Here is a 12844-nt window from a genome sequence, read left to right as displayed (position 1 = left end):
TTCAGCCATGAAACTGATCTATAAAAATAAACAACTCGATTTAACCCAGCCTCAAATTATGGGCATCTTAAATGTCACTCCAGATTCTTTTTCTGATGGCGGTAAATTTAACCATCTTGACGCGGCGATTGAGCATGTTAAATCTATGCTTGCGGCGGGGGCGACGATCATCGATATTGGCGGCGAGTCCACCCGTCCGGGCGCGGCTGAAGTTTCTGTGGCAGATGAGTTAGCTCGTGTTATCCCATTGATAAAAGCGATCCGAGCTAACTTTGATGTGTGGATCTCACTTGATACCAATAAGACAGAGGTGATGGCGGCAGGCATTGACGCTGGAGTGGATATTATTAATGACATTCGCGCGCTACAAGATGATGGCGCGTTAGCGTTAATTGCACAAGCCAATATCCCCGTTTGTATTATGCACATGCAAGGCCTGCCGCGAACGATGCAGCACAACCCTGAATACCAAGATGTATTGCACGAGGTCTGTCACTTCTTAGAACAACGTATCGATAGCTGTTTAGAGGCCGGCATTGAGCGTGAGAATATTATTCTCGATCCTGGCTTTGGTTTTGGCAAAACAGTGGCGCATAATTACCATCTGCTTGCCAATCTGGAACAGTTTCATCAATTTGGTTTGCCCGTGCTCGCCGGAATGTCGCGTAAATCGATGATCTCAAAGTTATTAAATAAACCGACCTCTGAGTCTATGATTGGTAGCGTCGCGTGTGCCATACTTGCGGCACAACAAGGCGCGCAGATCATTAGAGTTCACGATGTAGCGGCCACACAAGATGCGCTTAAAGTATTAAAAGCAACACAATCAAATTTAAATTAGAGAGCATAGGTTTTTAATATAATGCAACATTCATCATGCTCTCAATATTCTTGCTGAAGAAGGGTAAACACATGTCTGAAAGAAAATATTTTGGTACCGATGGGGTACGTGGCAAAGTCGGCCAATTTCCAATTACACCGGATTTTATTTTAAAACTAGGTTGGGCGGCAGGGCGTGTATTAGCCAAGCAAGGCACCAAACAAGTGATTATTGGTAAAGATACTCGTATTTCGGGTTATATGCTTGAATCAGCATTAGAAGCTGGTCTTGCAGCCGCAGGCCTTCAAGCGACATTTTTAGGGCCGATGCCAACGCCAGCCGTTGCTTATCTTACCCAAACGTTTCGTGCAGAAGCGGGGATCGTGATTTCCGCTTCGCATAACCCGTACTACGACAATGGAATTAAATTCTTTTCCGCTGAAGGCACCAAACTGCCTGATGATATTGAGCTTGCCATTGAAGCTGAATTAGAAAAAGATATCGAATGCGTTGAGTCAGCCCAATTAGGTAAAGCCAAACGTCTGGTTGATGCGGCTGGTCGTTATATTGAATTTTGTAAAAGTACTTTCCCAAATGAGTTGAGCTTATCTAAACTTAAAATTGTGATCGATTGTGCTCATGGTGCGACTTATCATATTGCCCCTAGCGTGTTTAAAGAACTTGGCGCAGAAGTGATTGCAATAGGTTGCCAGCCAAATGGTTTAAATATCAATGACCAAGTTGGTGCCACTGATACTCGCGCTCTACAAGCTAAAGTGCTAGAAGAAAAAGCCGATTTAGGATTAGGATTTGATGGTGATGGCGACCGTATCATCATGGTGGATGAATTTGGTAATAAAGTCGATGGCGACCAAATAGCCTACATTATTGCTCGCGATGCGCTGCGCCGTGGAGAACTGAAAGGTGGCGTTGTTGGTACACTAATGACCAACCTTGGAATGGAAAATGGCCTAAAACAACTGGGTATTCCATTTGTGCGATCGAAAGTTGGCGACCGTTATGTAATGGAAAAGCTGCTGGAAAAAGGCTGGAAGATTGGCGCTGAGAACTCTGGCCATGTCATTTTGTTGGATAAGGTGACCACCGGTGATGCCATTGTGGCGGCGCTGCAAGTCTTAGCCTCTGTAGTAGGCAGTGAATTATCATTGAACGCGTTAGCATCAGGTATGACGCTTTACCCACAAGTGCTCGAAAATATTCGCTTTGCGGGCAATAACGATCCACTAGACACTCAAGCGGTTAAAGATGCCGTCACGCAAGTTGAAGCACAATTGGGTGATAAAGGTCGGGTATTGTTACGCAAATCAGGCACTGAACCGCTTATCCGCGTGATGGTCGAAGGTGAAGACGCTGAATTAGTGAAAAACAGTGCGCTCGCTATTGCCGAGCAAGTGAAAAAAAGCTGCTAGAGTTTAATGCTGATAGGGTCAAAGTAACTAGAATCAGGCAATCAGAGTCAAACTAGCTACAATCAAACGATCGAGAACAATGCCGCTTGAGCAAATAAGGCATGATTAAAATGTTACTCACTCCTTATTGTTTGCTGTTTATTGGTAGAGGTTATGTTGATTAATTTAGCTCAAAATTATGTTTTGCGAGTTTTTTGAGCGTTTGAGTCGGAAGTTGTGTGATTTTGTGATTTTTCGCTTGTCACTGCCTTAAGGTTTGGTTAGTATCACTGCGCCTCATTAGGGAGGTGCGTTGTTGTTGGTGTTGCCAACTCAACTCTGGAATTCAAATACATAGGTGGAAAAATGTTATTAAATGTTCTACTTGTGATTTATCTTGTCGCTTCACTTGGTGTAATTGGCCTAGTGTTGATTCAACAAGGTAAAGGCGCAGATATGGGAGCTTCGTTCGGGGCTGGAGCATCAAATACTGTATTTGGCTCTGGTGGCTCAGGTAATTTCCTTACCCGTTCAACAGCAGTATTAGCAACTGTATTCTTCATTATCAGTTTAGTGCTTGGTCACATGTCTACTGTTAAACATGATTCACAATGGGTTGCACCAAGTGCAGGTATTGAGCAAAGTGTTGACGCGACAGATACTAAAGCAGCAACAAAAACAGATACTGTGAAAAAAGTAAATACTGATGAAGTTCCAGCCGCTCCAGTGCAGAGCGAACCAGAAACTTCTAAGTAATACTGAAGCTTAAAAGCTGAAAGAATTTATGCCGAGATGGTGAAATTGGTAGACACGCTAGCATGAGGTGCTAGTGCCTTAGGGTGTGGGGGTTCAAGTCCCCCTCTCGGCACCATAATTACAAAACTTGTAAAAAATCAATGTCGATGTATAATACCTCGTATTGAAATGAGTTTTGAGTTTGCTTTTTTATAAGTAAACGAAAGTGGCATTATACTTTAAATAATGCAACGGACGCGGGATGGAGCAGTTTGGTAGCTCGTCGGGCTCATAACCCGAAGGTCGTAGGTTCAAATCCTGCTCCCGCAACCAACTTTTTTATAAAAGATAAGCTCATGAGCCGTTCTTTTATAAGCAGTGGTGAAAAGGTTGTTTTTAAAACTACTTTATTACCCTTATTTTTTGGGTCCGATTTGCAATTGAATTTCGATTTAATTGCAAGCTAAGCTAGACTTTAGCTTAGTGATAATCAGGGTCCAGCAATAAAAAACCCCGACTATCGGGGTTTTTTATTATCTGTACATTATTTTTTATGATTGCTTTTTTTTGTTAAGTGATTGAAAAATAGTGATAAATCAGATTTTATGTAATATTTGAAATGGGCTGAATGCCCTTTTTTTGTTTCTGGCAATCCTGTTTTTGACTTTATTGCACCGTTTTTTTTCCGGAGATATAAATGACTGGCTTAGAAAAACAATTAATGGAATTACTTGATGCACCTGTTGCTGCGTCAGGTTACGAATTAGTAGGTTTAGAGTTTATCCGTGCGGGTGAGCACTCAGCACTACGGATCTTTATTGACCATGAAAATGGTATTAATGTTGAAGACTGCGCCGAAGTAAGTCGTCAAGTCAGCGCGGTAATGGATGTTGAAGATCCAATCACCGTCGCTTACAACTTAGAAGTTTCATCACCAGGTTTAGAACGTCCACTGTTTAAGCCTGCTCATTATCAGCAGTTCATTGATCACGATGTGAACGTGGTACTTAAAATGGCGGTCAATAATCGTCGTAAGTGGAAAGGGGTGATTTCAGCCATTGAAGGCGAAATCGTAACTGTTATCGTTGATGGTAAACCTGAACAATTCGCTTTGAGTAATATCTCTAAAGCTAACCTGATACCAAAATTTTAAGTCTGAAGAGGCGAGAACATAAATGAACAGAGAAATTTTAGCGGTTGTTGAAGCTGTTTCTAATGAAAAAGCAGTTCCGCGTGAGCGTATTTTTGAAGCGTTAGAGATCGCTCTAGCCACAGCAACGAAGAAAAAAAGTGCACACGAAATCGAAGTTCGTGTCGAGATCGACCGTAAAACCGGTAACTTTGAGACATTACGTCGCTGGTTAGTGGTTGCTGAAGTTGAATTTCCAACCAAAGAAATTTCAATTGAAGCGGCGCAATATGATGACGAATCATTAGAGCTTGGCGATTACGTGGAAGATGATATGGAGTCAGTAACATTTGACCGTATTACTACCCAAACTGCCAAACAAGTTATCGTACAAAAAGTACGTGAAGCTGAGCGTGCTCAAATCGTAGAACAGTTCATCGACAATGAAGGTGAGTTGGTAACTGGTGTGGTTAAAAAAGCCAACCGTGATGCGGTTATCGTTGATTTGGGCAACCATGCAGAGTCTGTGATTCTACGTGAAGACCAATTACCGCGCGAAAACCTACGTCCTGGTGACCGTGTTCGTGGTCTGTTATATGCAGTTAAACCAGAAGCACGTGGTTTCCAGTTATTCCTAACTCGTTCTAAATCTGAAATGCTGATTGAGCTTTTCCGCATTGAAGTGCCAGAAATTGGCGAAGAGTTAATTGAATTGAAAGCCGCGGCTCGCGATCCTGGTTCACGCGCTAAAATTGCCGTGAAATCAAATGATCGTCGTATTGATCCTGTTGGTGCTTGTGTTGGTATGCGTGGCGCACGTGTGCAAGCCGTATCAAGTGAGCTTGGTGGTGAGCGTATCGATATCGTATTGTGGGATGATAATCCTGCTCAATTCGTTATCAATGCAATGGCACCTGCCGATGTTGCTTCAATCATCGTTGATGAAGATACCCACTCAATGGATATCGCAGTAGAAGCCGATAACCTAGCACAAGCGATTGGCCGTAGTGGTCAAAACGTACGTCTAGCGTCTCAACTAACTGGTTGGGATCTTAATGTTATGACGGTTGCTGATTTGAACAAGAAGCACCAAGAAGAATCGGTAGCGGCTATCGAAAACTTCATGAAGCATTTAGACATCGAACAAGACTTTGCTGAGTTATTGGTTGAAGAAGGTTTCTCTACTCTAGAAGAAATTGCTTATGTACCAATTAACGAGCTTTTAGAAGTCGATGGTCTTGAAGAAGAATTAGTAGAAGAACTACGTGAGCGTGCTAAAAATGCATTGACCACTCTTGCACTAGTTCAAGAAGAATCTTATGAAGGTCTAGAACCTGCTGAAGACCTACTTGCACTTGAAGGGCTTGAACGTGAACTCGCGTTTAAATTTGCCGCTCAAGGCATCGTAACTTTAGAAGATTTAGCCGACCAAGGTACTGACGATTTAGAAGAAATCGAAGGCCTAAGCGCAGAACGTGCGGGAGAGCTTATTATGGCTGCTCGTAACATTTGCTGGTTTGGCGACGAAGAATAATTTCAGCAAGGAGAAAGCACTATGACAGAATTGACAGTGAAAGCACTGAGCGAAGAGATTGGTACACCAGTTGAACGCCTAGTAGAACAACTTGCTGATGCTGGTATGAAAAAAACCAGCGCCGACAATGTAACTGCGGCAGAAAAGCAAACGCTTTTAACGCATCTTAAAAAAGAACATGGCGATAACTCAGGCGACTCTGAACCAACACGCCTGACACTTCAACGTAAGACCAAAAGCACATTAAATGTTCCTGCTGGCGGCGGTAAAAATAAAGAAGTGCAAGTTGAAGTCCGCAAAAAACGCACCTATGTGAAGCGTACTGCTGTAGATGAAGAAGCGAAAAAAGCAGCAGAAGCTCAAGCAACTCGTGAAGCAGAAGACGCAGCAAAACTTGCGGCAGAAGCAAAAGCCAAACAAGACGCAGCAGCAAAAGCTGAAGCAAAAGTTAAACGTGAAGCGGAAGATAAATTGAAGCAAGAAGCAGCAGATAAAGCGAAAGAAACAAAAGCAGCAGCGCCTAAGCAATCATCTGAAGAAAAAGCGAAAAATGATGCAGCGAAACAAGAAGCTGAATCATTGAAGCGTCGTCAAGATGAAGAAGCTCAGCGTAAAGCAGAAGCAGAAGCTCAGAAACTGGTTGAAGAAGCGCGTAAACTTGCAGAAGAAAACGGTGCTCGTTGGTCAGAAGAAGAGAAGAAGAAAAAAGAATCTGAAAATGCTGATTACCATGTAACGACTAACCAACACGCACGTGAAGCTGAAGATGAAGCTGACCGTCGCAGCGAAGCAAGTCGTCGTAAAAAGAAAAAACCAGCGAAAAAAGAAGATGATCGCGGCGGCAACAATGGCCGTAACGCTCGTGGTGGACGCAATAATCGTAAAGGTAAATTGGCTAAACCAACTTCAATGCAGCATGGTTTTGATAAATCAGCAACCGTTGCAAAATCGGATGTTGTGATTGGTGAAACTATCGTGGTTTCTGAACTGGCAAACAAAATGTCAGTAAAAGGGACTGAAGTCATCAAAACGATGATGAAGATGGGCGCAATGGCAACCATCAACCAAGTGATTGACCAAGAAACAGCAGCGCTTGTTGCTGAAGAAATGGGTCACAAGGTTATCCTACGTAAAGAAAACGAATTAGAAGAAGCGATTCTTTCTGATCGTGATGACAGCACTGATGCCGTATCTCGTGCCCCTGTTGTGACCATCATGGGTCACGTTGACCATGGTAAAACCTCGACACTGGATTACATCCGTCGTAGCCGTGTAGCCTCTGGTGAAGCGGGTGGTATTACCCAGCACATTGGTGCATACCACGTTGAAACTGACAATGGCATGATCACCTTCTTGGATACTCCAGGACACGCCGCATTTACTTCAATGCGTGCTCGTGGTGCTCAAGCGACTGATATCGTTGTTCTTGTTGTTGCAGCCGATGATGGTGTTATGCCACAAACAATCGAAGCGATTCAGCACGCGAAAGCGGCGAGCGTTCCATTGATTATTGCGGTAAACAAAATCGATAAAGAAGGCGCGAACCCAGATAACGTTAAAAATGAGCTTGCTCAATACGACGTTATTCCTGAAGAATGGGGCGGCGAAAACATGTTCGTTCACATTTCAGCCAAAGTGGGTACAAACATCGATGGTCTACTTGAAGCTATCTTACTTCAATCTGAAGTTCTTGAGCTTAAAGCAGTAACCGATGGTATGGCTTCTGGTGTTGTGGTTGAATCTCGCCTTGATAAAGGTCGTGGTCCAGTTGCTACCGTTCTAGTACAAGCGGGTACTTTACATAAAGGTGATATCGTTCTTTGTGGTCAAGAGTACGGCCGTGTTCGTGCAATGCGCGATGAAAACGGTAAAGACATCGAGACAGCAGGTCCTTCTATTCCGGTAGAAATCTTAGGTCTTTCTGGTGTTCCGGCTTCAGGTGATGAAGCAACTGTCGTTCGTGATGAGCGTAAAGCGCGTGAAGTAGCGAACTATCGTCAAGGTAAATTCCGTGATGTTAAACTGGCTCGTCAGCAAAAATCGAAACTTGAAAACATGTTCTCTAACATGGAAGCGGGTGAAGTTGCTGAGCTTAACGTTGTGCTTAAAGCAGACGTTCAAGGTTCAGTAGAAGCGATTGCTGATTCACTACGTAAACTTTCAACTGAAGAAGTGAAAGTGAACATCGTAGGTTCGGGTGTCGGTGGTATTACTGAAACTGACGCGGTATTGGCAGCAGCTTCTAACGCTATCTTACTTGGTTTCAACGTCCGTGCTGATGCTTCTGCTCGCCGCACTGTTGAAAACGAAAGCCTAGATCTACGTTACTACTCAATCATTTACCAATTGATTGACGAAGTGAAACAAGCGATGGGCGGCATGCTTGCTCCAGAATTTAGACAAGAAATCATTGGTCTTGCTGAAGTTCGTGATGTGTTCAAATCACCTAAACTAGGTGCAATCGCAGGTTGTATGGTTACAGAAGGCTTGATTAAGCGTAGTAACCCAATCCGCGTTCTTCGTGATAACATCGTTATTTATGAAGGTGAACTAGAATCACTACGTCGCTTTAAAGATGACGTACAAGAAGTTCGTAACGGCTACGAATGTGGTATCGGTGTTAAGAACTACAATGATGTTCGCGCTGGTGACCAAATCGAAGTATTCGAAATTGTTGAAATTAAGCGTACGCTTGATTAATTAACAAATGATACCCAAAGTAATTAGGGTATAAGCAATAAAACACCATGGGGAGCTTTTGCTCCCCATTCTTTCTGTTACGACGTTCTCATTTGAACGTGCAGATGTGAGAAAAGATATGGCTAAAGAATTCAGTCGTGCACAACGCGTTGCACAACAATTACAAAAAGAACTCGCTTCTATCCTACAGCGTGATGTTCGTGATTCACGTATCGGAATGGTGACCATTTCAGACGTTGAAGTGACTCGTGATCTGGCTTATGCCAAAGTATTCGTTACTTTCTTTTGTATCGGCGAGCAAACACCAGAATCATGCTTAGAAGCATTAAAAGAACACGAAGTGTCTATTCGTATGGCTTTAGGGAAACGTGTTCGTTTACGTTTAACACCTGAAGTTCGTTTCGTTTACGATAATACATTGACCGAAGGTATGCGCCTTTCTAACTTGGTTAGTGAAGTGGTCAGTGATGACAATCGACGTAAAAAAGACGCCGGTCGTGATGAGGACGAAGGAGAAGAGTAATGGCTCGTAGACGTCGTGGTCGTCCTATTGATGGCGTTTTATTACTCGATAAGCCGACTAGTATCAGCTCCAATGATGCGCTCCAAAAAGTAAAGCGCATGTTTTTTGCTGAAAAAGCAGGTCATACTGGTGCGCTTGATCCTTTGGCGACGGGTATGTTGCCGATTTGCCTTGGTGAAGCGACTAAGTTCTCACAGTTCTTACTTGATTCGGATAAACGTTATCGCGTGGTGGCAAAGTTGGGTGAACGTACTGATACCTCAGATTCTGATGGTGAAGTGGTTCAAACCCGTGAAGTGAAAGTTGACCGTGGTTTACTTGAGCGTTGCATTGCGAAATTTCGTGGTACCACAGATCAAATTCCTTCGATGTTCTCAGCATTAAAATACCAAGGTAAGCCTTTGTATGAATATGCCCGTCAAGGCATTGAGGTTCCGCGTGAATCTCGTAAGATCACGGTATTTGAAATAAACCTGATCCGTTTTGATGGTAATGAAGTGGAAATGGAAGTGCATTGTTCAAAAGGCACTTACATTCGAACCATCACCGATGACTTAGGCGAAATGCTTGGTTGTGGCGCCCATGTGACTTATTTACGTCGTATTGGGGTGTCGCATTATCCGGCAGAGAAAATGGTCACGCTAGAACAACTTCAAGCGATGATCGAACAAGCCCAAGAGCAAGGCGTAGAGCCTCACAGCGTATTGGATCAACTGCTGCTCCCTATGGATACTGCGGTTGTCGATCTGCCAGAAGTGAATATGCCGCTTAGTATGGCGAGCATCGTTCAACAAGGTCAGCAGGTGCAAATTGCTGGCGCACCAACTGAAGGTGTGGTTCGCATGACGATGGGTGATGAACATACCTTTATTGGTATTGCTAACATTGATGATGATGGCCGCGTGGCACCAAAACGCTTGGTTGTGTTTAGAACCGAAGCTGTGGCGGAATAAAAGAAGCAATAATGGTGGTATGGGTAAATTACCCTTGCTCTTATTTATCGCTTCCCCTATAATTCGCCGTTCGCGTGATGGCTGAATCAGAGATTGGCTATCACATTTTTATAAATTAACTCTTATTTAGGAGAGATTATGTCTCTGAATGCAGAAACTAAAGCAGCAATCGTTGCAGAATACGCACAAGCTGAAGGCGATACAGGTTCACCAGAAGTACAAGTAGCACTACTTACTGCTTCTATTAACCACCTACAAGGTCACTTTGCTGATCACAAACACGATCACCACAGCCGTCGCGGTCTTTTACGTATGGTTTCTAGCCGTCGTAAACTTCTAGACTACCTTAAAGGTAAGAACCTAGAGCGTTACCAATCACTAATCAAGCGTCTTGGCCTACGTCGTTAATTCGTCGTTTGGTTTAATACCCAGATTAAAAGTATTTGTTAGTTAATTGAACACTTTTGGTTCCCATTAGTTGAAATGAAGAAACAGATACTGGATAAAAAGGAGCCTCGGCTCCTTTTTTTGTGGCTGCAATTTGAGCAAACAGACATTTCCGACATTTGATAGGGATATTCTGCGTTCTGAAATAAGACATTTACACTCATCTGGTTTATACTATGCCTCGTTTGTTTTTACTTTTTATCGGTCTTAATTGGCGATGAAACAGCAAACAAACCGCTGTAGATTGACTTACCGTCACCGATGTCGACCATGAAGGTCGCGACTAATAACAGCTTTTTTCTATCTCAGTTTATCTGAGGCGCTTGTGGTTAAGGCTTATCCTTAACCAAGCAATAACAGAAAAACCTGCTATTAGTCGCGATTGGTAATAAATCTCACAGCAAAAATTACTTTATATTTTCTTATTTAAGGATCTTTACGTGAAAGCAATCGTAAAAAAATTCCAGTACGGTAACCATACCGTTACTCTAGAAACGGGCGTAATGGCTCGCCAAGCTACTGCTGCTGTTATGGCTAGCATGGATGACACCTCTGTATTTGTTTCTGTTGTTGCTAAGAAAGATGCAGTACCAGGTCAAGACTTTTTCCCATTAACGGTAAACTACCAAGAGCGTACTTACGCTGCTGGTAAAATCCCTGGTGGTTTCTTCAAGCGCGAAGGTCGTCCTTCTGAAGGCGAAACATTAACGGCTCGTCTAATCGACCGTCCAATTCGTCCGCTTTTCCCATCAGCATTCAAAAACGAAGTTCAAGTTATTGCAACGGTTGTTTCTGTAAACCCTGATATCCAACCAGACATGATCACTATGATCGCAACGTCTGCTGCTCTTGCTATCTCTGGTGCACCATTCAATGGTCCTATCGGTGCGGCGCGTGTTGGTCACATCAATGGTGAACTCGTACTTAACCCAAGCCAAACTGAGCTTGAGTCTTCTAAACTAGACCTAGTGGTTTCTGGTACTGAAGGCGCGGTATTAATGGTTGAGTCAGAAGCTGACAACCTATCTGAAGAAGAAATGCTAGCGGCTGTTGTTTACGGTCACGACCAACAACAAGTTGTTATCAATGCGATCAATGAGTTTGCGGCTGAAGTTGCTACTCCTTCTTGGAATTGGGAAGCACCTGCTGAAAACACAGACTTAAAAACTAAAATCGCTGAGTTAGCATCAGCTCAAGTAACAGAAGCTTACCAAATCACTGAGAAATTGGCGCGTTATGATCGCATCCATGAAATCAGTGCTGAAGTAACAGAAAAACTATTAGCTGAAGATGCTGAATTGAACACGAAAGAAATTCACGCCATCTTCCACGATCTTGAGAAAAACATCGTACGTAGCCGCATCATTGCCGGTAGCCCACGTATCGATGGTCGTGAAAAAGACATGGTTCGTGCACTTGATGTTCGTACTGGCGTTCTTCCACGTACTCACGGTTCTTCTTTGTTTACTCGTGGTGAAACTCAAGCATTGGTTACGGCTACGCTTGGTACACAACGTGATGCACAAATCATCGACAGCCTATTAGGTGAGAAGAAAGACAACTTCCTTCTACACTATAACTTCCCTCCATACTGTGTAGGCGAAACTGGTTTCGTTGGTTCTCCTAAGCGTCGTGAAATCGGCCACGGTAAACTAGCAAAACGTGGTATTGCTGCGGTAATGCCTTCAGTTGAAGAATTCCCATACACAGTGCGTGTTGTTTCAGAAATTACTGAATCAAACGGCTCGTCTTCAATGGCATCGGTATGTGGTACTTCTCTTGCGCTTATGGATGCTGGTGTTCCAATTAAAGCGTCTGTTGCGGGTATCGCAATGGGTCTAGTTAAAGAAGGCGAAGAGTTCGTTGTTCTTTCTGACATCCTTGGCGACGAAGACCACCTAGGTGACATGGACTTTAAAGTAGCCGGTACTAACGACGGTATCACTGCTTTGCAAATGGATATCAAAATCGAAGGTATCACTAAAGAAATCATGCAAATTGCGCTTAACCAAGCACAAGGCGCACGTAAGCACATCCTTTCTGTAATGGATGAAGCGATTTCTGGTGCTCGTGAAGAGATTTCTGAATTTGCTCCACGCATCTACACCATGAAGATCAGCTCTGAGAAAATCAAAGACGTGATCGGTAAAGGTGGTGCTGTGATCCGTGCACTGACTGAAGAAACCGGCACGACCATCGAAATCGATGACGACGGTACTATCAAAATTGCCGCAACTGAAGGCAAAGCAGCGAAAGAAGCGATCCGTCGCATCGAAGAAATCACTGCTGAAGTTGAAGTCGGTCGTATTTACCCAGGTAAGGTTGCTCGTCTAGCTGACTTTGGTGCATTCGTTACCATTCTTCCTGGTAAAGATGGTCTAGTACACATCTCTCAAATCGCCGATAAGCGTATCGAGAAAGTGTCTGATTACCTATCTGAAGGTCAAGAAGTTCAAGTTAAAGTACTAGAGATTGATCGCCAAGGTCGCGTTCGTCTAAGTATGAAAGAAGCGGTAGAGCAAACGACTACTCCAGCAGAACCTGCTGCCGAGTAATTGATGCTTGCTTCTCTTTAATGAGAAAGTGAAATAATA

At 43.4% G+C, this 12844-nt stretch carries 10 protein-coding genes and 2 tRNA genes; all 12 read left to right on the top strand.

Going from position 1 to position 12844, the window contains the following annotated elements; genetic code table 11:
- Positions 1-7 precede the first annotated feature (7 nt).
- Positions 8-841, top strand: a complete 834-nt coding sequence (folP, locus tag GFB47_RS08275; protein ID WP_153447560.1) for a dihydropteroate synthase — start codon at positions 8-10, stop codon at positions 839-841.
- Between the two features lie 71 nt (positions 842-912).
- The gene (glmM, locus tag GFB47_RS08270; protein WP_153447559.1) at positions 913-2250 is read left to right on the top strand and encodes a phosphoglucosamine mutase; all 1338 of its coding nucleotides are present in this window, start codon (positions 913-915) and stop codon (positions 2248-2250) included.
- Positions 2251-2595: 345 nt separating this feature from the next.
- Positions 2596-2985, top strand: a complete 390-nt coding sequence (gene secG / locus GFB47_RS08265; protein WP_153447558.1) for a preprotein translocase subunit SecG — start codon at positions 2596-2598, stop codon at positions 2983-2985.
- 30 nt (positions 2986-3015) lie between these two features.
- Positions 3016-3100 (top strand) — tRNA-Leu (locus GFB47_RS08260).
- A 120-nt stretch (positions 3101-3220) separates the two neighbouring features.
- Positions 3221-3297: transfer RNA gene (locus GFB47_RS08255), tRNA-Met, on the top strand.
- Positions 3298-3661: 364 nt separating this feature from the next.
- Positions 3662-4117 carry a ribosome maturation factor RimP gene (gene rimP / locus GFB47_RS08250; protein WP_153447557.1) on the top strand — a complete coding sequence of 152 codons (456 nt, stop codon included), beginning with the start codon at positions 3662-3664 and terminating at the stop codon, positions 4115-4117.
- A gap of 22 nt (positions 4118-4139) precedes the next feature.
- Positions 4140-5627, top strand: coding sequence for a transcription termination factor NusA (gene nusA, locus GFB47_RS08245; protein ID WP_153447556.1), 1488 nt, complete (start codon positions 4140-4142; stop codon positions 5625-5627).
- 21 nt (positions 5628-5648) lie between these two features.
- On the top strand, positions 5649-8327 hold the full coding sequence (gene infB / locus GFB47_RS08240) for a translation initiation factor IF-2 (protein WP_153447555.1): 2679 nt from the start codon (positions 5649-5651) through the stop codon (positions 8325-8327).
- A 118-nt stretch (positions 8328-8445) separates the two neighbouring features.
- The gene (rbfA, locus tag GFB47_RS08235) at positions 8446-8850 is read left to right on the top strand and encodes a 30S ribosome-binding factor RbfA (RefSeq protein ID WP_153448192.1); all 405 of its coding nucleotides are present in this window, start codon (positions 8446-8448) and stop codon (positions 8848-8850) included.
- Positions 8850-9803, top strand: coding sequence for a tRNA pseudouridine(55) synthase TruB (gene truB / locus GFB47_RS08230; protein ID WP_153447554.1), 954 nt, complete (start codon positions 8850-8852; stop codon positions 9801-9803). The genes rbfA and truB overlap by 1 nt, the downstream gene beginning before the upstream one ends.
- 138 nt (positions 9804-9941) lie before the next feature.
- Entirely contained in the window at positions 9942-10211 is a 270-nt protein-coding gene (gene rpsO, locus GFB47_RS08225) for a 30S ribosomal protein S15 (protein ID WP_153447553.1), read from the top strand.
- A 479-nt stretch (positions 10212-10690) separates the two neighbouring features.
- Positions 10691-12805, top strand: a complete 2115-nt coding sequence (gene pnp, locus GFB47_RS08220; RefSeq protein ID WP_407701676.1) for a polyribonucleotide nucleotidyltransferase — start codon at positions 10691-10693, stop codon at positions 12803-12805.
- Positions 12806-12844 lie beyond the last annotated feature (39 nt).

The organism is Vibrio algicola, assembly GCF_009601765.2.
GTDB lineage: Bacteria > Pseudomonadota > Gammaproteobacteria > Enterobacterales > Vibrionaceae > Vibrio > Vibrio algicola.
This window is presented reverse-complemented; position numbering and strand designations above follow the sequence as displayed.

What these genes read in the sequence shown, in the direction of transcription:
- folP (WP_153447560.1), top strand. Translation starts at nt 8, where the DNA reads ATGAAACTGATCTATAAAAATAAACAACTCGATTTAACCCAGCCTCAA.
- glmM (WP_153447559.1), top strand. Translation starts at nt 913, where the DNA reads ATGTCTGAAAGAAAATATTTTGGTACCGATGGGGTACGTGGCAAAGTC.
- secG (WP_153447558.1), top strand. Translation starts at nt 2,596, where the DNA reads ATGTTATTAAATGTTCTACTTGTGATTTATCTTGTCGCTTCACTTGGT.
- rimP (WP_153447557.1), top strand. Translation starts at nt 3,662, where the DNA reads ATGACTGGCTTAGAAAAACAATTAATGGAATTACTTGATGCACCTGTT.
- nusA (WP_153447556.1), top strand. Translation starts at nt 4,140, where the DNA reads ATGAACAGAGAAATTTTAGCGGTTGTTGAAGCTGTTTCTAATGAAAAA.
- infB (WP_153447555.1), top strand. Translation starts at nt 5,649, where the DNA reads ATGACAGAATTGACAGTGAAAGCACTGAGCGAAGAGATTGGTACACCA.
- rbfA (WP_153448192.1), top strand. Translation starts at nt 8,446, where the DNA reads ATGGCTAAAGAATTCAGTCGTGCACAACGCGTTGCACAACAATTACAA.
- truB (WP_153447554.1), top strand. Translation starts at nt 8,850, where the DNA reads ATGGCTCGTAGACGTCGTGGTCGTCCTATTGATGGCGTTTTATTACTC.
- rpsO (WP_153447553.1), top strand. Translation starts at nt 9,942, where the DNA reads ATGTCTCTGAATGCAGAAACTAAAGCAGCAATCGTTGCAGAATACGCA.